The organism is Litoribacter ruber, assembly GCF_018500185.1.
GTDB lineage: Bacteria > Bacteroidota > Bacteroidia > Cytophagales > Cyclobacteriaceae > Litoribacter > Litoribacter ruber.
The window spans coordinates 80,640-104,696 of sequence record NZ_JAHBGI010000006.1; the positions used below are offsets into that span (position 1 = coordinate 80,640).

Annotated in this window: 20 protein-coding genes, 2 tRNA genes and 1 pseudogene; 14 read left to right on the forward strand and 9 right to left on the reverse strand. The window is 44.7% G+C overall.

Translation table 11 applies throughout. The features are described 5' to 3' along the window. The first annotated feature begins 5 nt into the window (after window positions 1–5). The 6 genes from KIH41_RS10465 to KIH41_RS10490 all read left to right on the forward strand — a co-directional run bounded on the left by KIH41_RS10465 (window position 6) and on the right by KIH41_RS10490 (window position 7,202). Window positions 6–701 carry a CoA transferase subunit A gene (locus tag KIH41_RS10465; protein ID WP_213946069.1) on the forward strand — a complete coding sequence of 232 codons (696 nt, stop codon included), beginning with the start codon at window positions 6–8 and terminating at the stop codon, window positions 699–701. 21 nt (window positions 702–722) lie between these two features. After that, window positions 723–1,385: a 3-oxoacid CoA-transferase subunit B gene (locus tag KIH41_RS10470; protein WP_214162358.1), complete on the forward strand. Its 663-nt coding sequence runs from the start codon at window positions 723–725 to the stop codon at window positions 1,383–1,385. Window positions 1,386–1,495: 110 nt separating this feature from the next. After that, window positions 1,496–1,837 (forward strand): gliding motility protein GldC, encoded by a 342-nt coding sequence (gldC, locus tag KIH41_RS10475; RefSeq protein ID WP_213946071.1) that lies wholly within the window; start codon window positions 1,496–1,498, stop codon window positions 1,835–1,837. Between the two features lie 244 nt (window positions 1,838–2,081). Next, a complete protein-coding gene (locus tag KIH41_RS10480) occupies window positions 2,082–4,946 on the forward strand; it encodes a TonB-dependent receptor (protein ID WP_455429750.1) in 2,865 nt (954 codons plus the stop codon). A gap of 10 nt (window positions 4,947–4,956) precedes the next feature. Beyond that, the gene (locus KIH41_RS10485; protein WP_214162360.1) at window positions 4,957–6,414 is read left to right on the forward strand and encodes a hypothetical protein; all 1,458 of its coding nucleotides are present in this window, start codon (window positions 4,957–4,959) and stop codon (window positions 6,412–6,414) included. A 113-nt stretch (window positions 6,415–6,527) separates the two neighbouring features. Further along, complete coding sequence (locus KIH41_RS10490) at window positions 6,528–7,202, forward strand: TIGR02117 family protein (RefSeq protein ID WP_214162361.1); 675 nt, start codon at window positions 6,528–6,530, stop codon at window positions 7,200–7,202. A 481-nt stretch (window positions 7,203–7,683) separates the two neighbouring features. Here the strand turns inward: KIH41_RS10490 and KIH41_RS10495 are convergent. Both KIH41_RS10495 and KIH41_RS10500 read right to left on the reverse strand, forming a co-directional pair. Then, window positions 7,684–7,755, reverse strand: a tRNA-Glu gene (locus KIH41_RS10495). A 25-nt stretch (window positions 7,756–7,780) separates the two neighbouring features. After that, window positions 7,781–7,852 (reverse strand) — tRNA-Glu (locus tag KIH41_RS10500). Between the two features lie 206 nt (window positions 7,853–8,058). Here KIH41_RS10500 and gap point away from each other — a divergent pair. From gap to KIH41_RS10525, 5 genes and pseudogenes are all read left to right on the forward strand, one after another. Beyond that, window positions 8,059–9,057: a type I glyceraldehyde-3-phosphate dehydrogenase gene (gene gap / locus KIH41_RS10505; RefSeq protein WP_214162362.1), complete on the forward strand. Its 999-nt coding sequence runs from the start codon at window positions 8,059–8,061 to the stop codon at window positions 9,055–9,057. 991 nt (window positions 9,058–10,048) lie between these two features. Continuing rightward, window positions 10,049–10,729, forward strand: coding sequence for a DUF6624 domain-containing protein (locus KIH41_RS10510; RefSeq protein ID WP_214162363.1), 681 nt, complete (start codon window positions 10,049–10,051; stop codon window positions 10,727–10,729). A 157-nt stretch (window positions 10,730–10,886) separates the two neighbouring features. Continuing rightward, on the forward strand, window positions 10,887–11,531 hold the full coding sequence (locus KIH41_RS10515) for a hypothetical protein (protein ID WP_214162364.1): 645 nt from the start codon (window positions 10,887–10,889) through the stop codon (window positions 11,529–11,531). Window positions 11,532–11,679: 148 nt separating this feature from the next. Further along, a complete protein-coding gene (locus KIH41_RS10520; RefSeq protein WP_214162365.1) occupies window positions 11,680–12,117 on the forward strand; it encodes a hypothetical protein in 438 nt (145 codons plus the stop codon). Continuing rightward, window positions 12,110–13,303 (forward strand): annotated as a pseudogene (locus KIH41_RS10525) (GTP-binding protein). The gene KIH41_RS10520 and the pseudogene KIH41_RS10525 overlap by 8 nt, the downstream one beginning before the upstream one ends. A gap of 212 nt (window positions 13,304–13,515) precedes the next feature. Here the strand turns inward: KIH41_RS10525 and KIH41_RS10530 are convergent. The 3 genes from KIH41_RS10530 to KIH41_RS10540 all read right to left on the reverse strand — a co-directional run bounded on the left by KIH41_RS10530 (window position 13,516) and on the right by KIH41_RS10540 (window position 17,425). After that, complete coding sequence (locus KIH41_RS10530) at window positions 13,516–14,691, reverse strand: hypothetical protein (protein WP_214162366.1); 1,176 nt, start codon at window positions 14,689–14,691, stop codon at window positions 13,516–13,518. Window positions 14,692–15,974: 1,283 nt separating this feature from the next. Further along, window positions 15,975–16,580: a hypothetical protein gene (locus KIH41_RS10535; RefSeq protein WP_214162367.1), complete on the reverse strand. Its 606-nt coding sequence runs from the start codon at window positions 16,578–16,580 to the stop codon at window positions 15,975–15,977. Between the two features lie 320 nt (window positions 16,581–16,900). Next, window positions 16,901–17,425, reverse strand: a complete 525-nt coding sequence (locus KIH41_RS10540; protein WP_213946870.1) for a hypothetical protein — start codon at window positions 17,423–17,425, stop codon at window positions 16,901–16,903. Window positions 17,426–18,248: 823 nt separating this feature from the next. On the opposite strand from KIH41_RS10540, the gene KIH41_RS10545 reads away from it, so the two are divergent. Then, window positions 18,249–18,446 carry a hypothetical protein gene (locus KIH41_RS10545; protein ID WP_214162368.1) on the forward strand — a complete coding sequence of 66 codons (198 nt, stop codon included), beginning with the start codon at window positions 18,249–18,251 and terminating at the stop codon, window positions 18,444–18,446. Between the two features lie 118 nt (window positions 18,447–18,564). On the opposite strand, the gene KIH41_RS10550 is transcribed toward KIH41_RS10545, so the two are convergent. From KIH41_RS10550 to KIH41_RS10560, 3 genes are all read right to left on the reverse strand, one after another. Continuing rightward, on the reverse strand, window positions 18,565–19,560 hold the full coding sequence (locus KIH41_RS10550) for a bile acid:sodium symporter family protein (protein ID WP_213946082.1): 996 nt from the start codon (window positions 19,558–19,560) through the stop codon (window positions 18,565–18,567). Window positions 19,561–19,943: 383 nt separating this feature from the next. After that, a complete protein-coding gene (locus KIH41_RS10555; protein WP_214162369.1) occupies window positions 19,944–20,897 on the reverse strand; it encodes a M48 family metallopeptidase in 954 nt (317 codons plus the stop codon). A 4-nt stretch (window positions 20,898–20,901) separates the two neighbouring features. Further along, the gene (locus KIH41_RS10560) at window positions 20,902–21,462 is read right to left on the reverse strand and encodes a LemA family protein (RefSeq protein ID WP_214162370.1); all 561 of its coding nucleotides are present in this window, start codon (window positions 21,460–21,462) and stop codon (window positions 20,902–20,904) included. A gap of 178 nt (window positions 21,463–21,640) precedes the next feature. Between KIH41_RS10560 and KIH41_RS10565 the strand changes: the two genes are divergently transcribed. Continuing rightward, the gene (locus KIH41_RS10565; RefSeq protein WP_214162371.1) at window positions 21,641–22,693 is read left to right on the forward strand and encodes a saccharopine dehydrogenase family protein; all 1,053 of its coding nucleotides are present in this window, start codon (window positions 21,641–21,643) and stop codon (window positions 22,691–22,693) included. A 9-nt stretch (window positions 22,694–22,702) separates the two neighbouring features. After that, complete coding sequence (locus tag KIH41_RS10570; protein WP_213946086.1) at window positions 22,703–22,876, forward strand: hypothetical protein; 174 nt, start codon at window positions 22,703–22,705, stop codon at window positions 22,874–22,876. On the opposite strand, the gene KIH41_RS10575 is transcribed toward KIH41_RS10570, so the two are convergent. Then, window positions 22,877–23,983 (reverse strand): glycosyltransferase family protein, encoded by a 1,107-nt coding sequence (locus KIH41_RS10575; RefSeq protein ID WP_214162372.1) that lies wholly within the window; start codon window positions 23,981–23,983, stop codon window positions 22,877–22,879. It lies immediately after the preceding gene. Window positions 23,984–24,057: the final 74 nt, after the last annotated feature.

Here is a 24,057-nt window from a genome sequence, read left to right on the forward strand (position 1 = left end):
CCAGTATGATCAATAAAACTGTAAAGGATGCCGATGAGGCCATCCGTGATATTACCAGTAACGCCGTTTTGATGTTGGGAGGATTTGGTCTTTCCGGCATTCCGGAAAACTGTATTTCGGCTCTTTTAAAGAAGGATATTTCCGGACTGACTTGTATTTCCAACAATGCGGGCGTGGACGATTTTGGCATTGGCCTGATGCTGAAAAAGAGGATGGTCAAAAAAATGATCTCCAGCTATGTGGGGGAAAATGCCGAGTTCGAGAGACAACTTTTGAGTGGAGAACTTGAGGTGGAGCTCATCCCACAAGGCACCCTTGCTGAAAGAGTCCGAGCCGGAGGAGCAGGAATCCCCGCGTTTTTCACCCCTGCGGGTGTGGGTACCGAAGTGGCCGAAGGAAAGGAAATTAGAGAGTTTGACGGCAAGCTTTACCTGATGGAAAGATGCCTGAAGGCGGATTTTTCAATCGTGAAGGCCTGGAAGGGCGATACGGCCGGAAACCTAATTTATAAGGGCACCGCCAGGAATTTCAATCCCATGATGGCGGCTGCAGGAAAGATCACCATTGCGGAAGTAGAGGAATTGGTGCCGGCAGGTGAGCTGGATCCAAACACCATCCATACCCCGGGCATCTATGTACAGCGTATATTCCAGGGCAAGGATTATGAAAAACGTATCGAGCAGAAAACTATCCGCAAATAACCCATTTTAACCCTACCCAACATGTTAAACAAAGACCAAATAGCCCAGAGGATCGCCAAAGAGGTAAAAAACGGGCAATATATAAATTTAGGCATAGGCATCCCCACTTTGGTGGCCAACTATATACCGGATGAACTGGAGGTGGTGCTGCAATCGGAAAATGGGCTTTTGGGCATCGGCCCCTTTCCCACCGAGGAAAATGTAGACGCAGACCTCATCAACGCAGGCAAGCAGACCATCACCATGGTGAAAGGCAGCTCCCTTTTTAGCTCAGCTGAATCTTTTGCCATGATTCGTGGCGGACATGTGCATTTGACTATTCTGGGTGCCATGGAAGTTTCAGAAAACGGGGATATCGCCAACTGGAAGATTCCGGGAAAAATGGTAAAAGGCATGGGTGGCGCCATGGATCTGGTAGCTTCTGCCAAAAACATCATCGTAGCCATGCAGCACTGCAGCAGGGACGGCAGATCAAAATTGCTTAAGGAATGCTCCCTGCCCATCACCGGGATCAAGTGTGTCAACAAAATTGTATCGGACTTGGCCGTGATGGAGGTTTTGCCCGAAGGAGGCTTTAAACTGCTTGAAAGAGCCCCTGGGGTATCGGTTGAGGAGATTGTTTCAAAAACAGAAGGAAGATTGGTAGTAGATGGGGAAATCCCAGAAATGACCTTTGACAATTAATCGAACCCTTTGATTTCAGAATTATATTTCCAAAAAGGAAAAGTGGCTATGTAAGGAAAAGTTTCTTTTCTTTAGTAATTTAGCATTTGATTAATCGCAAGTGGAAAACTATGAAAACTTCAGAAATAAAATTTAAAGTTACATTAGACGAAAAAAATCTTCCAAAAAACATCGAGTGGGATGCTACTGATAAAGAGGCCGATGGACCTGAAACGACCAAGAGCATCAGCTTGAACGTTTGGGACAATTTGAACAACAATACCTTGAGAATTGACCTTTGGACCCAGGATTTGTCAGTAGTGGAAATGAAAAGATTTTACATCGACATCCTTGGCGGGATGTCCCAAACCATCCTTTCCAGCACCGGTGATGAGTATATGTCGGAAGAAATGAAGGCTCTGTGTGACCGCTTGGTAGAGCATGTCAATGAGGAAAATAAAAGGCAGAAATAGTTAATATTTTAGTCTATTAGTAGAGCAGGTTGTTTACAGCCTGCTCTTTTTTTGTGCACATCCCCTATCTCAGTTCATAAAATACACATATTAGTTTCCAAAAAATTAAAAAAATAAGTTAAATACCTATTGAGAGTATTTAATATTTTCATATATATTTAGGAACGGTTTAAAAACATTAAATCGGAATTGATTGAAAAAAGCAATAAACCTCCTAATGCGTATGAAAATTTTTACCAGCAAAATGTGGCTGTCAGTGTTTCTACTGGTCGCCATAGTTTCCTTGGCTCCCTTCACGGTATTGGCTCAGCAGACCAATATAGCCGGTACAGTGACCGATGCCGACACGGGCGAAACCCTAATCGGTGTCAACATTGTCGTAAGAGGCAAAGTTATCGGCACCATCACTGACAACAATGGCCGATTCAGCCTCCGGGTCAACCAGGAGCCCCCGTTGACCTTGATCTTTTCCATGGTGGGCTTTGCCTCCCAGGAGGTGGCCATTACCGAATCCAATGTAAGCAATCTAAGAATCAGCCTTCAGGAGCAAACCATGCTCGGACAGGAAGTGGTGGTCTCCGCCTCCAGGGTTGAGGAAAGTATTCTTCAATCCCCGGTAACCATTGAAAAGATGGACATCCTGGCCATCCGGGAAACCCCCGCCGACAATTATTATAAAGGCATCGCCAACCTGAAAGGTGTGGACGTGACCACTTCCTCCATCAACTTCCAAATCATCAACGCCAGAGGATTCAACTCCACCGGTAATACCCGATTTGTGCAGTTGACAGATGGTATGGATACCCAGGCCCCTGCACTGAACTTCCCGATAGGTAACCTCAACGGACCATCGGAATTGGATGTGGAGAGTGTGGAATTCATCCCTGGTGCATCATCGGCCCTTTATGGCCCGAATGCCTTCAACGGTATCCTTTTGGTAAACAGCAAAAACCCATTTGAATACCAGGGTTTGAGTGCCTTCTATCAGCAAGGGGTAAACCATATCAACGGTCGTCCCGGAGAACCCCAAAGCCCTCAGCCTATGTACCAGGGTTCAATCCGATATGCACATGCCTTCAACAACAAGTTTGCCTTCAAAGTAAACGGTTCCTTTATGAGAGCCGAAGACTGGTACGGTACGGACAGAACTGACTTAAACAGAGCCGCACAGGGCGAACTGCCTTTCAACCCGGGAGCAAATGCTGTCCATGTCTTTGGTGACGAAGTATCCAACAATATCGGACTTCTCAGAAATGTAGCCGGGATTCAACAGGCGGCACAAGGTATGGGTTTGGGAGGCTATCTAAGCAGTATCCCAGATCAGGTAGTATCCAGAACTGGTTACGAGGAAAGACACCTAGTAGATTATGGTGCTGAAAACTACAAGTTAAACGCAGCTTTGCACTACCGGGTGACCGATAGGGCTGAACTTTCCTACACTTTTAATTACGGCGCAGGTACTTCAGTTTATACTGGGGCTCAAAGGTATTCTCTAAGTAATTTTGAGATCAGCCAACACAAACTTGAATTGAAAGGCGACAACTTCTTCGTAAGAGGTTATACCACCATTGAAAATTCCGGCGATTCCTATATCGCTGACCTTACCGGTGTAGCAATCAACGACAGATGGAGAAATAACTCTGATTGGTTTGGCCAATATACCTTAGGATACATGGGAGCGCTCCAGCAACAGCAGGTAGCCCCTGGTTCCATGGGTACTCCCCAGCAGCAGGCCAATGCCCATGAGTTTGCAAGGGGAATTGCTGACCAGGGTAGATTTTTACCTGGCACACCTGAATTTGAAGCTGCCAAAGCTGACGTTCAAGGCAACGTGATCCCACAAGGCTCCCTATTCAATGACCAATCCAGAATGTACATGGCAGAAGGCCAGTATGACTTCAAAAACGAGATTGACTTCATGGACTTGCAGGTAGGCGCATCTTATAGAGTGTATGACCTTCGTTCCAACGGAACCATCTTCGCCGATGTGGAAGGAAATGACATCACCATCGAGGAATACGGCGCTTTTGCCCAGGCTTCCAAAAGGGTGCTTGATGACAGGTTGAAATTGACCGGTTCCATCAGATATGATAAAAATGAGAACTTTGACGGCCAGTTTAGCCCTAGAATCTCCGGTGTTTGGACGCAAGGCAACAGCAACGTCAGATTATCTTACCAGACTGGCTTCAGAATGCCAACCACCCAGGCCCAGCACATTGACCTGAATGTGGTTTCTGCAAGATTGATCGGTGGTTTGCCATTCTATAGAGACAAATACAACGTGTTTGAAAATGCTTACACGATTGAATCTGTAAACAACTATGCTGCTGCAGTAGGTGCAGGCGCAAGCCCGATCTCACCTGAAGCTACCGGCCAACTGGTTCAGATTGAGTCTCTACCAGATCTAAGACCTGAGCAGGTTCAATCCTTCGAAATCGGATACAAGAGCCTTTTGGCATCCAACAGGTTAATGGTTGATTTCGCTTATTATTACAACATTTATAATGACTTCATCACCCAGACATCTGTAAGAAGAGCACCTGGACAGGTATTCCCTGGCGCACTTCCCAACACTGACGAGGGTGCCATCAACGCGGTAAATGCCCCTACCCTTTTGACGCCTATCACAATCCCTGGACAGGAAAACACCTTCCAGACTTACACCAATATCGTGGATAGAGAAGTAAGGGCTCACGGTGCGGCTTTGGGCTTGACGTACAACTTACCGAGCAATTATACCTTGAGCGGTAACTATAACTTCAACCGTCTGATCACCGATCTTGGAGCTGGCTTTCTGAATGATTTCAACACGCCGGAACACAAAACCAATATCTCCTTTGGAAATAGAAAAGTCTACAACAACCTAGGCTTTAACGTAACCTACCGCTACCAGACAGGCTTCCGTTGGGAGTCCACCTTTGCGCAGGGCGACGTGCCGGAGATCCACAATTTTGACGCGCAACTTAGCTACAAGGTGCCTAACCTGAAATCTATCGTCAAGCTTGGAGGATCTAATATTTTCAACAACAGATACATCCAAAACTTCGGTGGACCGACGATTGGAGCTATCTATTACGTTTCCATCACCTTTGATGAACTCTTAAATTAATCACTGCCCTATGAAGAATTTAAAACACTATATATTTCTACTATCCATTGGTGCGCTATCGGCTTGTAACTATGAGTTTCCCGAAACAGCGGTACAAGAGCCTTCAGCAGGCTCGGCAGATTTCACCAAAATGGTCAGCATAGGCAATTCCCTCACTGCGGGCTATATGGATGGTGCACTTTACAACCGAGGCCAGGAAAATTCCTTCGCAGTAATGTTGGCCGAGCAGCTCAGAGAAGTTGGCGGAGGCGAGTTTAATGTTCCCAGCATCAATAGCGAAAATGGTTTTTATGCCGTGGGACCTGGCGGGGTGCCTTTGGGACGCTTGGTTTTGACCGTGAATCCTCAGACAGGCGCTACCGGCCCTGCCCCAATTGGAGCAGGAGACTTTCCTTCACCTTACCAGGGCGACAAAACTGCCTTAAACAACTTTGGAGTTCCGGGCATCACCTTGGGCACAGCCTTGATTCCGCAAACGGGAGGTCCTGACAGTCCCCAAAATCCGGCCTACAATCCCATGTACGCCAGATTTGCCTCGGCACCCGGTGAATCTACAGTAGTAGGTGATGCAGCTGCAGCTATGCAAAATGGCGGCACATTTTTCACCTTTTGGTTGGGCAACAATGATGTGTTGGGTTATGCTACAGGTGGAGCTTCCAACCCATCCATCCTGACTTCCAATGAGGATTTCCAAGCCAGGCTTACAGCTGCGTTGGGCGCCATGCTTCAGTCAAACCCTGAGGCCAAAGGTGCGGTGGCCAATATTCCAAGCTTAAATGTGCTTCCCTATTTCCAATTGGTTCCTTGGAATGCCCTTCCCGTAACGGCTGAACAAGCCGCACAAGCCAACCAGGGTTATATTCCCTATAATGCCGGACTGGAACAAGTCCAAGGCTTGGGCTTAATCTCCGCGGAAGAAAGGGAGTTGAGAACTATTGCCTTTGCCGCAGGCCAAAACGGTTTTGTAATGGAAGATGAAACCCTCACCGATTTGTCTGCGCTTGGCTTACCTTCCATAAGGCAAAGCAACGCCAATGACAGGGCTACACTTCCTCTGGCACAAGCTCTGGGCCAACCGGTAAACGGTGCCATCAGAGGAATCAACCACCCTGTAGAAGACCAGTTTGTACTCCTGCCATCCGAGCAGGAGGAGATAGTGACCAAAATCAATACGTTCAACGGTTTTATCAACGCTGCCGTTGAAGCTAATGCTGACAGACTGGTTTTGGCTGACATCAAGGATCTGCTTGACCGGGCTGCTGCAGGACAGGTAAGCGCCGGAGGTGTTGGACTAAACGCCTCCATCATTCCGCCAAACGGAGGTTTCTCCGTGGATGGCGTCCACCCAAATGCCAGAGCACACGCATTTGTGGCCAACACCTTCATTGATGCAATCAATGCCAAGTGGGGAGCAAATATCCGCAGAGTCAACCCCAACAACTTTGTAGGAAACGACCTGCCAAGATAATACCCACTTTACCACGCTTACAACCAAATCCCGGCCCCAGGTCGGGATTTTTTTTATTCCCTAAACTTTTATAACTTATTCTCCGATCTTCTTTCTTCCGCCTCCCATCTTCCATGAAAAAGCTCCTCCGCCTCCTCCTAATCCCCGTCTTGTTCCTTATCGGACTGGGAACGGTATATATGCTGTCCGCTTTGCTGGGAATGCTTATACCGGTGGGACCCGAGAGGGAGAGTTTCCCGGAGGAAGTGGAAATCTTTGTGCATACCAATGGGCTCCATGCGGATTTTGTGCTGCCCACCACCCACCACCTTCATGACTGGAAAGAAGTGTTGGAGGGTAAGCACTTTGGCCAGCATGAAACTCCCTACCTCTCTATTGGTTGGGGAGAAAAGAACTTTTACCTCAACACCCCCACCATGGCAGATCTTACCGCCACCACTTTACTAAATGCGCTTTTTGTCCCCAGCACCTCGGCCATGCACGTGGACTACATGTATGGAAAACCACGGGAAGGAGAAAATGCCCGGAGAATCAGCATTTCGGAAGACATGTACCTGGAGTTAGTGGACTATATTTTGGATAGCTTTGAATTGGAAAATGGCAGGGCTGTACTGATTGATCATGAAGGTTACTATGATTATGACCAGTTTTACCGAGCCAAAGGAAAATATCATGCCCTATGGACCTGCAACAACTGGACTAACCGTGGTCTGAAGAAAATAGGGATTAAAAACTCTTTGTGGACACCGATGGATTGGGGGGTGTTTTATTATTTGGAGGAAGAGTAGGAAGTGAAATAAGGAAATAATTTTTAGAAATAGGGAAATATGATAATGGAATTAGGGGAATGAAGAAATATCATTGTTCGCAATGACAGCAGGGCCCAATTTGCCTTTTGCTTTTAGGGACGGGAGACCGAAGACCGACGAAATGGCTACAAAGGCCTCAAAGTTTTCACGAAGTTTCACAAAAGCCACTTCGCGGAGAAAAATTTAAAAGCTTGAGAAAAAAGTGTCAAATAAATTTAGGACATGACAAGCGGGCCATTCTAGCATCCGACCAAGAATTTAGCGTTTTTTTTGTCTGATAGGGGGAGTGCGGGAGGAAGGTGGCAGGGGCTTTGTGATAAATTAGCAAAACGTGTAAAAATGAAAATCCCAACCTAAAAGATTGGGATTTTTCACTCACTTTAACCACTAACAACCATAAAACAAAAATTCATCATGCTTTTGGCAATCCGAACGATGATGCATAAACATCATTTTGTCGTAGTCCGTACGGGAATCGAACCCGTGTTTCATCCGTGAAAGGGATGCGTCCTAACCCCTAGACGAACGGACCATATTTGGAAAGACAAGAAATTAAGTAGTCCGTACGGGAATCGAACCCGTGTTTCATCCGTGAAAGGGATGCGTCCTAACCCCTAGACGAACGGACCATTTTAGAATTGTTTTCTTGTCATTTCCGAATGGTGATGCAAATATAGAGGGTTCTTTTCACAATCCAAAACTACGCTAAAAAATAATTGTACTTTTCCTTTAATTCACTGATTGCTAGCTTCAAATATTTTAGGCTAGTGAATGCGCCCTATCTTTAGTAAATTCGCAAAAGTTTTGAACAACCGAATTAGACAAATAAACAGAAATGACGAAGGTAAAAGTTGCAATTAATGGCTTTGGCCGTATTGGAAGACTCACTTTTAAGGCTTTACTGCAAAAAGACAATGTGGAAGTGGTCGCCATCAATGATCTTACGGATCCCACTACCCTAGCCCATTTACTCAAATATGATTCTGTGCATGGCCGGTTTGCCGGCACAGTGGAAAACACCGAAGGCGGCATCCTAGTCAATGGCCGCAAAATTGATATCTATGCCGAGCGTGAGCCCAAAAACCTCCCCTGGGGAAAACTGGATATAGATGTGGTATTGGAATCTACTGGCCGATTTGTGGACGAAGAAGGAGCCGGTGGGCACCTACAAGCTGGCGCCAAGCGGGTGGTCATCTCTGCCCCTGCCAAAGGCAACATCCCAACAGTGGTTCTAGGTGTCAATGAGGAAATTCTTAAAGGCGATGAAAAGATCGTTTCCAATGCTTCCTGTACCACCAACTGCCTGGCCCCTATGGCCAAAGTATTAAACGATACCTTCGGAATAGAAAAGGGGTACATCTCCACGGTGCACGCCTATACTTCAGACCAAAATTTGCAGGATGCCCCGCACAAGGATTTGAGAAGAGCCAGAGCCGCGGCCTATTCCATCATCCCAACCACCACCGGTGCCGCCAAAGCAGTGGGATTGGTACTTCCCGAGCTCAAGGGAAAACTTGACGGCGTGGCCATGAGAGTACCTGTTCCAGATGGCTCACTTACCGACCTTACCGTATTGCTGAAAAAGGAGGCGACCAAAGAAGAAATCAACGCCGCCATGAAGCAGGCTGCCGAAGGGCCTATGAAAGGCATCCTGGAATACACAGAAGACCCAATTGTCTCCATCGACATTGTGGGCAATCCCCACTCCTGTATCTTCGATGCCGATATGACCTCCGCCAACGGCACCCTGGTCAAAATAGTAGGCTGGTACGACAACGAAGCCGGCTACTCCAACAGAACCGCCGACCTTATCGAGAAGCTTGCGGGAATGTAAGTGGGTTTAAGGGCCTGCGGAATAGGCTGATGGGTTTAACGGATTAAGGGATTAACGTAAGGTACTTCCTCCCCTTAATCCATTAATCAGTCCAGAAGGGAATCCAGCGCAGCTATTCCCTTCTGGACCTTAAACCTTTAAACCAATCCGTGGTTGTCAAGTGTCCGGTGAGGCTAAGAAAAACCAGTAGTCCCAATCTCTACATTACGCTTTCCCTTTGCGTCTCCGCCTGCCCTCCGGGAGGTGGGCGTGAAACCAACGCCTCATCCTCCTCGCCGCTTGCGATTTCTAAACCCCTAAACCAGGCCGCAGGCCGAATAACCTCCTAAACTACGTAGGTTAGTAGATTATTTCCCGATCATCCCTGCGGGGATCGGGAGGTTTAGGAGGTTAGAGAATAAAAAAGTTGAAGGGTTGAATGGATTAAGGGATTAACGTAAGGTACTTCCGCTCCTTAATCCATTAATCAGTCCAGAAGGGAATCCAGCGCAGCTATTCCCTTCTGGACCTTAAACCTTTAAACCAACTTTCTCCATCGTACTTCGTTTTTCGTACTTATTATAGGCTTCGCTCGGCCACCGAGGATGCTTGAAGAGAAGAAGTCTTAAACGGTTTCGACTTCGCTCAAACGTTTGGGACCTCGCTCCATAATCCATGCGGAACGTTAAACCATTAAACCATCTCCAAAAACTTTGCGGCCTTTGCGACCTTCTTCGCGCCCTTTGCGTGAAACCAAACCCTCACCTTCGTCGCTTGCGATTTCTAAACCCCTAAACCAGGCCGCAGGCCGAATAACCTTCTAAACTACATATATATAGAAGCAGTTTGGATGAAGTTCTTAGCGACTTTGTGGCCAACATTGACTTTTGCAGGATAAGGTTTATCATAGTGTTTAAAAATTTAAGAGCCTTTAACTTCGGTTCATATCATTCTAAGTATTTTATACCTACTTTTATAGCCTTCCACTTATCCAACTTTTTTCGGTTATAAAATGAAAACAAATCTTCAAATTTTATTCATAGCAATTCTACTAGCTGCCTGTACGGAAAAGAATACCCTTACCCAATCAACTCAGATCCCGTTCAACCAGGATTTAGCCGATGATTTGGCTAGGATGGCAGAGATTGACCAGATTGCGGCAGGCCCTGTTCCCAATGACAGATACCAGCATTTGACCCAGGAGGAATGGAAGGTTTTTGAAGACAGTGTCTTCGCCACCCATGCCAAAGCTCTTGAAAAAATTTTCAAGCAACATGGATTCCCGGGCTACGACCTGGTGGGCAAAAAAGGCTCCATGAATTTTTGGCTAATGGCCCAACATGCCGACCATAACCCCAAATTCCAAAACCGGGTATTAAGGAAAATGAAAGTTGAAGTGGACCGGGGAAACGCAGACCCCAGCTACTATGCAATGCTTGTGGATAGGGTAAACCTTAACACCGGAAAACAACAGATTTACGGCACCCAGGTGACCTACAGAGCCAACATATGCCAAGCCTATCCCAAACCGTTGGCCAATCCCGAAACTGTAAATGAAAGAAGAAAGTCGGTAGGTCTAGAGCCAATCGAAAAATACCTCAACGAAATGACGGAAATGCACTTCATGATGAACAAGGACTTTTTCTCCCAAAAAGGCATCACTGAACCGACTTTGTATGAGGTTAGGGAGTAGAGATTTCTAAACCCCTAAACCAGGCTGCAGGCCGAATAAACTCATAAACTACGGTGGTTAGGAGGTTATTTCCCGATCATCCCTGCGGGGATCGGGAGGTTTAGAAGTTTAGGTTTAACGCCATCCCCACTCTCTGCGGCTTCACTCAGGAATTTACATGGTTCACCATTTTAGCTTTGACACGGACAGCATAAGTGGTGAATATCTTGATAGGGAAACCGTAAATAAGGATCTCACACGTCTTTCCCATAGTCTCACAATCCTTTCAAATGATAGTATTGGCTATACAGTACTTCCTTTTAAGGCTAATGGCAAAACCAAAAAAACATTTGAGATCCTCATTTACCACAAATCCTCTTTGAATAAACTGCTATCCGAAAAGTCGGAATTTTTCCTCCGAAGAGGCATCATCCCCGGGGATAACATTGAAAAAATCCTTGCACTTTATGAATTTGAGGACAAATACGATCGGTTTAAAGCCTATGGCCATTTATTCGGGTATCCTGATCATGCAGTGGATTTCTTTGTAGAGTCCGCCAAACACCAGGACAATGGAGGAGAATTCGTCACCCGGGACTTTTATCAGATTCCTGTGGCCAATGGTCAGGAAGGAAGATTTGTGTATGCAGTGCCAAAAGACTATGAAGCTAAGGAAATAGATGAAACCCTCAAATCAACAGCCGGAATCCTTTTATTCAGATTCCAGCAAGATTGGGAAGCCTATGAAGAAAAAACGCAACCCAATCAATCCTTTACCAATCTCAATTTCCTATTCTTCCTAGCTGGGCAGGAAAGAAATTAACAAGAATAAAGAAGAAACTCTTTTGCAACATCATTGCATTTACAGCATAATAATCTATATTTGAACTGGAAAGATTAACTCTTCCTCATACTGTTGTTGTTGGCAGAAGCGGCTTACCAAAAGGTGGGCCGCTTATCTTCTCGACCAAATGATAAACACAAAGATTCTATTAATTTCCTTGATTCTAATCATTTCCCAGACATCCTTAGAGAAGGAGTTATGGAGGCTATTTGAAAAAACTTCATTCATAGAAAAGTATAATCGGACTTATTCTACTTACTTTTTATACCCCAAATTTCCTAAAGAACTTCTTGCATTAGAGGGAAAGCAGGTGACAATTAAAGGCTTCTATATTCCATTGGACTGGGAGGAAAATGCCATTGTAATTTCAAAGTATCCTATGGCGGAATGTTTTTTCTGCGGGGGCGCAGGACAAGAGAGCATAGCCTTGGCCTATCTTCAAAAGAGTCCCGGAAGGTTAAAAACGGACCAAATCATCACCGTGCAGGGCACTCTTCATTTAAATAATACCGATGTGGATGACCTTAACTTCATTATCAAAAACGCCAAAATTATATATGAGTAATCATTTACCCGTTACAGTGCTCAGCGGCTTCTTAGGGGCTGGCAAAACCACACTTCTCAACAACATTCTTCACAACCGCCAAGGTCTAAAGGTGGCAGTCATTGTCAATGACATGAGTGAAATAAATATAGATGCCCAAACAATCCATCGGGAAGGAAACCTTTCTCGGACCGAGGAAAAGCTGGTGGAAATGAGCAATGGCTGTATATGCTGCACGTTACGAGAAGACCTTATACTTGAGGTGGCGAAACTCGCCAAAACTGGCCGGTTTGATTATCTTCTAATTGAAAGTTCCGGTATCTCGGAGCCCCTTCCAGTGGCCCAGACATTCAGCTTCGAGCATCCTGATGACGGCATTAGCCTAGATAAAATAAGTAGATTAGACACGCTGGTGACCGTAGTGGATGCCTACAATTTTTTGAAGGACTTTGGCAGTGCCGAAACGGTATTCTCCCGTCGGCTAAATCAGGATCCTGAGGACACCCGGGCTATTGTAAATCTTTTGGTCGACCAGATAGAGTTTGCTGATGTAATTCTGATAAACAAAATAGACTTGATTTACGCAGCCCAGTTGGGAGAACTGAAAGCAATATTGCGAGGCCTTAACCCTACGGCGAGATTAATACCAACCACAAACTCCCAGGTAAACATCCAGGAGGTTTTGAACACCCAGCTCTTCGATATGGATAAAGCCATGGAAAAAGAATCCTGGCAGCAGGAACTTAATAAAAAGCATACCCCTGAAACCGAAAACTATGGAATTGACAGTTTTACCTTTGTCGACAAGCGTCCCTTCCATCCTGAAAGGTTTTGGGATTATATTTCCTTTTCTTGGCCCACACAGATCATCAGAAGCAAAGGTCTGTTTTATTTAGCCTCAAGGAAAAACGAGGCCATTTCCTGGTCCCAAGCCGGCGGATCCCTTAAAGCCGAATCAATCGGCACTTGGTGGTGCAGCATGCCCTACCAAGAAAGGATCGCTTTCCCCTCCTATGTTGAAAATCACAAAGAAATTGAAAGCAATTGGGATAAATCATTTGGAGACCGAAAAAATGAAATCATCTTTATAGGCTAGGACATGAATGTCGAAAAGATCAAAAAAGACCTTTATTACTGCCTATTAACAGACCAAGAAATTGAAGGTTGGAATAATGGAGCCAACTTTCATGATGAGTGGCCTATTTAAGGTTTAAGGGGTTTAATTCTCCGGGAGAGTGCTGCGCACTTCCGGAGAATGAATGAATTAACGACCAGCCATTCCTGATCCTTAATCCCTTAATCAGTCCCACTGGGCATCCAGCGCAGCTATGCCCAGTGGGATCTTAAACCTTTCAACAGCTTCGTATTTCGTTCTTCGTATTTTAGTACTTAAAAAAAAGCCAGGGAAATTAACAAACGCTACTTTTTCCCAACCCATTGCACCTCATTTGTCCAATTTTGGGAAAGTTCCGGCTCAGGCTCTTCGTACCTATCAAAAAATCCATCCAAGCTTTTGGTAAATAGCCCCATACTTGTGGCTACATATACCTTGTCCCTAAACACCTGTATGTCATTGATATTTGAAAAAGTTAAATTGGTGTCATCCAGGCGCTCCAAAGTATAATTTTCAGCATCTTCATCCAAAACACCCATAACTTCTGAAATAATATGGAAGCTGGGATGGTAGATCAAAAGCCTATTTCCAACCGAAGCAACACGTAGCGTATTTCCAGTATCAGCCAATGGCTGCAAATCCTCAATCCGCCCGGTCCGGGAAACCAATATCATTGTACCTGAAATCATAAAAAGCTGTCCATTATCCAATACGGTGTAATCAGTAAACCATACTGGTTCATTCGATAATGGCGATTCTATCTTGGTAACGCTACCATCCTTGTTTACCAAAAAGGAATTGTTTTGCATGGTCTGGTTAAACCACACTGACATAATCCAGCCGTTCCCAAAAGGATCAACGTTAATTATTCTAGCGTCATGTAAAAAGTCTGGATCCAAAAATGCTGAAAAATCAACTTTAATAATTGCGTTGGGATCTGGTATCAAGCCTACAAAATTGGCAGTGCTTTCTATATCGTAAATAAAAATTCCTGCCTCCCTGTCTTCCCTCATCGAAGCAATCAAATGAGAGTCATTTATAGAAATATTCCTACGATCCATAAAGAAATTTAAGGTTGGGTTTTTTCCCTTATGCGGATCTAAATCATTTAAATTAAGAAACCCGTGTCGTGAATTATCCACCGAATAAACACCAAAATACGACAAATCAGCAGATGCAGTAACAATATACTTTTCTGAAAAAGCCTGACGAACATCATGATGATTAGTAACAGAGCAACAAAGCTGAACCACCTCCCCACTTTGATCAATATAGCCAGGGTTAGTTCTATGGGAATACATCAGTTTGTCACCTATAGCTTGGATGTTCCTCACATTCACATTGGAATAATTAAAACTACTATGGTCAACCCGTTGAAAAACTTCTACCTCGACAACCTCTTCCATTACTTCATCCCCAACACATGACGAAAGAAATAAAACAATTAAAGTCAGACACTTAACAATAAAAAACCTATTCATGTAATATACAATTAATACTTCAACAAATCATAATTAGCAAATTAAAGAATTAATTTAATTCAACGATTAATTTAATATTAATAATTAAAAAGCCACCCTTATACTTTAATCCCGTAATCAGCTACGGAGTTTAAAAGGTTATTTCCCGATCATCGCCCAAACCACCATTCTACCCAACTGAAGAGAATTGCGGCTAAAGTCTAAATATTGCCATTGAACGCCAAACCTCCAACTGAAGTTGTAGGAAAGTGGAAATGGCATTATTATACTATGATACTCTCAAAATCAACCACTTTCCACTAGCTTCAGCTAGTGGTGACGGCAATATCATCCTCTCTTGAGGTTTTAGCCACAATTCTTCTTAGCCAGTTAAGCGCCAAAAAATGAAAATCATGGGGACTTCCGTTAAGGATGGAAGAAATTGGTTATAATTTGGCGTCCCCAGTTCGACCCCATTCGGGGTCGGTTAAGTAACCAGAGCTCTTTGTCGTCGCTTTGCGATTTCTAAACTCCTAAACCAAGCCACAGGCCGAATAACCTTCTAAACTACGGAATTTAAATACGCAGTTTAGAAGGTTATTTCCCGTTAACCGCTTCGCGGGTCGGGAGGTTTAGGAGTTTAGGTTCCACGCCATCCCCAGAACTTTGCGCCCTTTGCGTTCTCCTTTGTGCCCTTCGCGTGAAACTTCCGCGATGAAGCCACGTGAACCACCCTCATCCCTAACCCTCTCCGCTGTGGCCATGGTCCACCACGCGGAGAATCTACTCTCTACCATCTACCTATACGAAACCTTGATCTCCAAACCGCTACTCCGAAATTCATATGGTGCGTCCCTCTGGGACTTATAGGAAAGCAGGTGATGACTACCCCCCGGTTGCCACCGGCGGTTATTATATCGGCCGCTTCTAACGGAGCTGTGACGGAAACCGTTGTTCCAAGGCTGTGCCTTGGAACTGCGAAAGTAGAGGCCTGCCTCTGCCGGATTCATGCAGGCTGTGCCTCCTTTAGGCAAACTTTTTTGGCCCCATCCCGACTCGCCTCACTTCTTGGGACATGTTTTGCGTGAAACTGCCGCGATGTAATCATGCCTCCATCCTTCTCGACGCTTCGCGATTTCTAAACCCCTAATCCAGGCCGAAGGCCGAATAAGCTCCTAACCATCCCTGTTTAGAAGCCTGCCGGACAGCAAAGACAAGGTTATTTCCCGATAACCGCTTCACGGATCTGGAAGTTTAGGAGGTTAGAAAAACAGTTGATTAGATGAAGGGATTAACGTAAAGTACTATTCCAGCCTTTGCTTTTCTTCTTTAATCACCTTTTTAAACTGCCAGTTCTCCCAAATACTAAATACCTGGAAAGTAATTAAAAGCGCTATGATTGGAGCCTTAGCGTATTCCCACCAATGGGGTGCGTCATTCAAAAAAGCAAAAAATGCAGCGAAAAACATCATTAGGAATGGAATTATGAATTCTAACCGGGGCTTTGCCAATCGGCTAATCCATTCTGAAAATACCAAGCTTTGTTCTTCAAGCTTTTCCGGATAATGCTTTTTTAAAAAATCGTAAAACATTAATGAATCTTTGGCTGCCAAATGTAAAGGCCAGAAAAGAAAAAAGAAAACACAATTAAACAATATCAGAGGGCTCCTTGCCCATGCAAAATTGGTTTGAGGACCAAAGGCCCATTCCCCAATAGCAAATGTGCTAACCATTCCAGTCAATACAAGGCTCAACCCCAAAAGCATATGCCCCAAGCTCCCAAATAGCCAGCCCGGCTCCTCGAAATCATTAACCCCCGCCTTGCTTAAAATTTTTGACACCCCTTGACGATATGAATAAATCTTGGCGTTACTTGTTTTCATAATTACCCCTAAAAATATAATAACCAAGAATAACTAATAATTCCCGAATTGACAACACCGTTATTTGAAAAAGTAGAAAGTAGATGTCCCGAGGGAGGACAATGATAAAATTACGAGTCGCCTCGGGACGGTAGTGGAGCCTGCCTGACGCCAGTAGGGGTTAGAAAATGTTTACCTGCTTTAGCCCCAGTACATTAAAAAAACCAGTCCGATTACGAACTGGTTTCACGAATACTGTTTGTAGTTCAGTGAGCCGCTATTAAAAGTATATTGAACTTCAAATGACAGCAGCACCTTGCGAAGTAAACATATGGCATAAACCGGTATACCTTCAGGAAGCAAATAGATTAGCGGGCAAACACTCCCAAAACCAGGTACGTTGTCAAATCCGTGGTGCTTAGCTCCTGCGTAGGGTCATGGACTACCAGAAAACCGTCATAACTATTCAACACCTCATCATAACTTAAAGAGGTTTCCTGCTCATACATGACAGAGGTACCCGTAGCAGTAGGCATACCGACAAATACATTGGCGTTAGGTGCTTCCAAATAGGGCGTACCATTAGGCGTCGAGTCTGGGTCAGCCATATCGTGGGCATGTACCATATAGGTCTCTCCTGCCAGCGTGTTGTTCAATGTAATGGAAATACGGGCATTGCCGGCTGGTAATTCCTCTACAAGCAAACTCGCCATCAGATCACGAGGGTGTTCCCCCATATAGGCAGTAGACTCACCTACCAATTGGCCCTCATTGAAAGCATAATCAAAGGTTTCCATCCGCATTTGGGGTGTAGGTTCATCATCATTGCTGCAGGCAATCAGCAAAGGCATCAAGCCGACCAATAGGGCAATAACATAACGTAATTTTTTCATAGTATTTTTTTTGGTTTTTGGTTTGATTGGATATACGAAGTGACTTTTATATTTGGATCACCAGATTGAAAAGTTTTTGCGTTTAACCCATTTATTTAGATATTCTCTTTGGGCAATTGACTTACCATATAAAGGATTGTTCAAGAGGGAAAAAGTATCGTATAGGATTTAAATGGTTATTTCCCGATCATCCCTGCGGGGATTTATGAAATAGGTTTAAGGGTTGAATGGATTAATTAACGTAAGCTACTCAAGGTCCTTAATCCTTTAATCAGTCCAGAAGGGAATATGGCGAAGCTATTCGCTTCTGGACCTTAAACCATTAAACCAATCCGTGGACATCGGGAGTCATTTTCGCCGATCCCTTCGGCTTCGCTCAGGGACCGTAATTTGTTCTCTTTTCGCGCGTGGCGTGAAACCAACGCCTCATCCTCCTCGCCGCTTCGCGATTTCTAAACCCCTACACCAGGCCGCAGGCCGAATAACCTTCTAACCCGCGCAGTTTAGAGGGTAATTTCCCGATCATCCCTGCGGGGATCTATGAAATAGGTTAAAGGGTTGAATGGATTAATGGATTAACGTAAGCTACTGAATCTCCTTAATCCTTTAATAAGTCCAGAAGGGAATATGGCGAAGCTATTCCCTTCTGGACATTAAACCATTAAACCAATCCGTGGACATCGGGAGTCATTTAAGCCGATCCCTTCGGCTTCGCTCAGGGACCGTAATTTGTTCTCTTTGCGCTCGTGGCGTGAAACCAACATCCTGTTACATTCATATATGGTAAGGTTTTTGACAAAGTCATATATATACCACTAAGATAATGACTTTAAAAACAAAATATATAGCCACAACAATACTGGTGGCACTCATACTCTTTGCTGCCTACTTGCTTTACAGTATCACAAGTGGGGCAAATCAGGATCAAAATCCGGAGAAGGTGCTTCTGGCAATTGGTGTTACCTTGCTCTTTGAATTTATAGCCGGAGTATTTCTCATGAAGCTTCATGATAATGATTAGGCATATAAAGCAATAAGTATATCCGCAAATGCACCTGTATGGCGATAAAACTGACTATTCAGGGTTTGTGCTGGTTGGGTCTGTTTCTTCGGCCTCAACCGGGCCAAGTTTACCTCCCCTAAGGGATAACAGGCTTCGGTCTTCCGTCAACTTCTCTTTTGCCCATACTGGAAGCAATAATACTGATGATAAAGATCTGTATGGCATGAAAGAGCATGAGAGGCAATAAGATTATCCCAATAGCAGCAGAATGCTTGAAAAGGATTTTTGAAAACACAGTACCATGGACAAGGGATTTTTTGGTGCCACAAAATTGAGCCGTAATCCTGTCTTCTATAGAGAATTTTAATTTTTTACTCAAGAGTCCAATTAACAGATATACAAAATAGAAGAGTAAAACCACCGTAAAGGTGATACCTACTAAATCCATCACCACTACTGAGGTAAACACCTTTTCCTCAAATGATTCGGCAAAGCTTTTATAGATAATGATCAAAATGATGGATTTATCAAATAATGCCAGCTGCCGGCTGTAACTTAGCACATACCCCCCAAAATACCGCTGTAGACCCAATCCTAATACAACGGGGAATAAAATTTCTGTCAGGAGTTTGATGTAAATACCCTGAAGATTAAAGTCTGAGGAGGTTTGGTTCAGGAATAACCCTACCCAAAGCGGGGTGATGGCTATTCCAATCAGTCCGGAAATACTGGCATTAAAAATAGCGGCTGGAATATTCCCTTTGGCCATTGATACCATTACCACTGAAGAAGAAACCGTAGACGGGAGGGCTGCCAAGAAAAGGAAGGCAAGCCATATTTTGTGGTCAAATAGCCTTTCCAGAAACGGCTGAAAAGCTATAATGATCAATGGAAAAACCAGGAAAGTAGCAGATTGGATAAGGATATGGAGATGCCAATTTTTTAGACCTGTTTTTATCCGTTCCGGACTGAGTTTGAGCCCATAAAAGAAGAATATTAAGGAAATCCCAATACTGGCAACCATATCCAATGGCACTTGGCTTCCTTGCGAACCCCATTCAGGGAATAAATATGCTATTATCACCACGGCAATGATTGCCAATACAAAGGTGTCTATCTTTATTTTTTTCAAGTTTGTTACGCTGTTTAAGAGCCTGCCGGCAAAGGCAGGGGTATTTCCCGATAACCGCTTCGCGAATCTATGAATAGGTTGATGGGTTTAACGGATTAAGAGATTAACGTAAGGTACTTCCACTCCTTAATCCATTAATCAGTCCAGAAGGGAATTTACCGCAGCTATTCCCTTCTGGACCTTAAACCTTCAAACCAGCTCGTGCCCTGTATCTTCGATCAAGGACCAAGATGATCGAAAAAGAAATTGAAGTACACCAACACGCCGCGCCCTTTGCGACCTCTGAGCGCCCTTCGCGCGAAACCACCTCGCATCCTCCTCCCCGCTTGCGGTTTCTAAACCCCTAAACCAGGCCGCAGGCCGACTATACGTCTAAACCACAATCAAAACTGTTCCAAGAACTTAATCCTTTTTTCAATTGGCGGGTGAGTGGCGAAGAGGCCGGTGATGGCGGCCATCAGGCCGGAGGACTTATCGGGGCGGTTCTCGATGAATAGTTCGGCCACATCGTCACTTTTAACCGAACGCACCTGGTAGTTGCCCGATATTTTCCGCAAAGCGGAAGCCAGGGCTCTGGGGTTTTTGGTCATTTCGGCCGCGCCGCTATCCGCCATGTATTCCCGTTTGCGGGATATGGCAAATCTAAAGACCATGGAGAGTAAAAACGCCACAAAAGCAATCACCATTGCGATCAACATGGCGTTGTTTTGGTTTTTGTCCCTCCTTCTTCCCATCATGCTCCCATACAGCATGTTGCGATAAAGGATCTGGGCTACAAAGGAGAAAATCCCGACGAATATGATGGAAACTATCAATAGCCTCACATCCCGGTTTCGGATGTGCATCAGCTCATGGCCGATGACCCCCTCCAGCTCCTCGTCGTTGAGCTTTTCCATAATGCCCCTGGTCAGGGTCACTGTGTAGGTGCTTTCATTGATCCCACTGGCAAATGCATTCAGGGCCTGATCCTCTATGATGTTGATTTTTGGCACCTTCATGCCTTTGCTGATGCAGAGGTTTTCGGTCAGGTTGTACACCCGCATGTTTTCCTTTCGGGTAAGGGGCCTGGAACCTGCCGCTTTGCTGATCATGCGGTTGTGCATCAGGTAAGCAATGCCAAACCAGATCCCCACGGCAATTAATACCCCCGGGATGGTAGACACAAAGGCATCGTTGATTATGCCCACGTCACGCTGCCCATATTGGTCGGCCAACATAAAGTAGAAAAAGGCATATACGGCAGCAAGAATCAGTAAAGGGAATCCCATCAACAGAAATGTCGACTTGAGGTTGTTTCTATAAATCTGGGTTTGTATACCCACATACTTCTCTGCCATAGAATCAGAATTTTATTTCAGGTGCCTGGTCCAGTCTCTGTCTGTCTTCGCCAACATCAAACATAGGCTCTTTGTGGAAGCCGAACATCCCGGCCACAATATTGGAAGGAAAGCTTTCCACAGCAATGTTGTATTCGCGGGTGGCAGAGTTAAAATACCTACGGGAAGCGGCAAGTTTGTTTTCAACATCCGAAATCTCATTCTGCAATTGGAGGAAATTGGTATTTGCCTTCAGGTCAGGGTATGCCTCCACTGAGACACGCAAACCCTGTAAGGCGGAGGTTAGCTCCTTTTCAGCTGATATTTTCCCCTCAATCGTTGATGCCCCCATGGCTTTGGCCCGCGCCTCAGTCACCCGGGTCAGCACTCCGGCTTCATGTTCCATATAGCCCTTCACACTGCTGACGAGTTGGGGGATTAGATCATGTCTTTGCTTGAGTTGGACATCAATGTCGGCAAATGCATTTTCCCGGTTGTGTCTCAGGGATACCAGGCGGTTGTAAAGGGAAACCAAAAAGATTCCTATAATCACCGCCACAATTATCAAAATAACAGTTGTGCTCATGTTTTAATGTTAAAATGTAAAAACCACTACAATATAGCCAATTTTCAACAAGTCTCATACCCGGGATGTTTTCCGCAAGGACTTAATAAGTGTTCTTTATGGCATCCTATTTTCTCAATCTTCTCTTTCCATTCTTCATTAAAATCGTTATTTTTAAATTAACTCTAACCAACAGCCTATGTCAATTCTTATTTACGGAGCAACGGGATATACAGGAAAACTAGTAGTAGAGCAAGCCGTATTGAAAGGACTGAAACCTATCGTCGCCGGCCGATCTGAAAGCAAAGTAAAGTCACTTGCAGCTACTTACGACCTGGAATACAAGGTGTTTTCACTCGACAATGTGCCCAAAATCGTGGATGCCATCAGTGGTGTAAAAGTCTTGCTAAACTGTGCCGGGCCGTTTATCCATACTGCCAAGCACTTGATCGAAGCCTGCCTGCTTACCCAAACCCATTATTTGGACATCACTGGGGAGATCGAGGTTTTTGAGATGGCCAAGGAATTTGACCTTCAGGCCAAAGACAACGAGATCATTGTGCTGCCAGGGGTAGGATTTGATGTGGTACCTACTGACTGTATGGCCAATTTTTTGAAGGAAAAGCTACCGGAAGCCACCCATTTGGAATTGGCTTTTATGGGCCTAGGCGGGGCTATGTCCCACGGTACCATGGCCACGATGGTGGAAAGCCTCGGCAAAGGTGGCGCTGTGCGCAAAGACGGCAAAATCGAAAATGTACCCGTAGGCCATGAGGGAAAGGAAATCCATTTCGGCATGAAGAAAAACTGGGCCATGACCATCCCCTGGGGCGATATCTCCACGGCCTATACTTCTACGGGGATTGATAATATAGAAGTGTATACGGCTGTTTCAAAAACGACATATAACCTGCTAAAAGCCCAATTATTGATCAACCCAATCCTTCAAAACTCCTGGGTGAAAGGAATGATCAAGGAATACGTGGACGAGAACTTCAGTGGCCCCACCCCTGAGCAGAACAAAAAGGGGATCGCCCTGGTATATGGCAAAGCTACCAATCACCGGATGGAGGACACCGTGGAGCTGAGATTTAAGACGCCGGAGACATATCTGCTTACTGCTAAACTGGCCGTACTTATTTCCCAGAAAGTCTTGGAATTGAAGGAAACTTATGGGTATTTTACACCAGCACAACTCTTTGGACCGAAGCTGATATTTGAAATTGAGGGGGTAGAGTGGCTAGACCAATAAACACCTGATATGAAAAAATCGCTATTATTTACGCTTTTGGCAGTGTTGCCCTTGATTTTGTTTGCACAAGGAGAAACGGCCGACGAGGACCTTTCGGATCTTTTCCTCACCTATTGGCCCGTGATATTGCTGCCTATATTTATGATAGTGATATTTAGATATTACAGAAAGCGGAGAAGGTAATCATTTACCCTTCTGCTTTCTTAAATATAGTTTTAAGGCCAGTTTGAGCGGCAACGGCAACTGCAGTTCGCCAGCTTGCCGCAGCAAAGAATCGGGGGTTTCACCAGCTTTCAATCTTTGACTAAGTGACTCCCTCAAATCGCGTTTCAGCCTTTTGAAATGTTTTCTATGCTTGAGGTAAAGAAATACTTTCTCCACCTCTCCCATTTCCGTTTCACCAAGTAGGGTTTTTCCTATTTTCAGGATTTGCCTTGAGTTGGTTTTTACCGATAGATACCTCACTGCCAATGCCCGAAGTTGCTCCCCGTGTTTAGGGTTGTATTTTTCAATTTCGTGGGACAGGCTTTCCGAGTCAAAGGGCTGGTTTTTATACCTTCCCGAACAGTTAAACTGCACGTATTTTTTAAAATCCTCAGGCATCAGGTACCCATCTCCCCTGTTGCCGTTATAATGGCGGTAATCAAAAATGATGCAGGGCCTTCCGCAAGCCATGGCATCATAGGCTGACCTGCCAATACCGATCACCAGATCCGCCTTATTTATTTCTTCGGATAAATCGAAAGTAGGGTTGACATTTTTGTTGAAACGGATAAACTCAATACCCATGCTTTCGCACACTTGCTTGATCAGTTCATTTGCCTCCTCACTTTGGCAGAGAGAAAGTATGGTTTGTACGGTTGGATTTAAAGATCTTTTGGAGCTAAAAACTGAAAGATCCACGCCATTTAACACGACTTGGGAAGGAAAGCCCTCTTGCTCAAGGTGATGCCTTATTTCTTCTGAAATGGAAACATAGGCATTCGCCAACGGTGAAGGCTGTTCCAAGGGGGGAACCATTCCGTGGCTGATTTGGATTATCGGCCCCTTGCCATAAAGATGCGCTACTGTGGAGTAATGACTAGCAATGATGAGGTCGTAACTTTCCTGCTGCATATAAGGCACTTTGAGGTCCTTTTCAATCTTTTTCGACACCAACCCTCGCTGGAAAGTAAAATACTCTACTTCATAATTTTCATTTTCGATCAGGGACTTGATAAAGTAATAGGTATATACTTCAGTCCCTCCAATAGATTTGAGATGATTGGTGGCGATTAATAGTTTTTTCATGATGATATTTATTGTACTAAGAGTACTATGTACTAAGTGGTTTAAGACGATGGTTTTCTAAGTAGCTGAAGTGC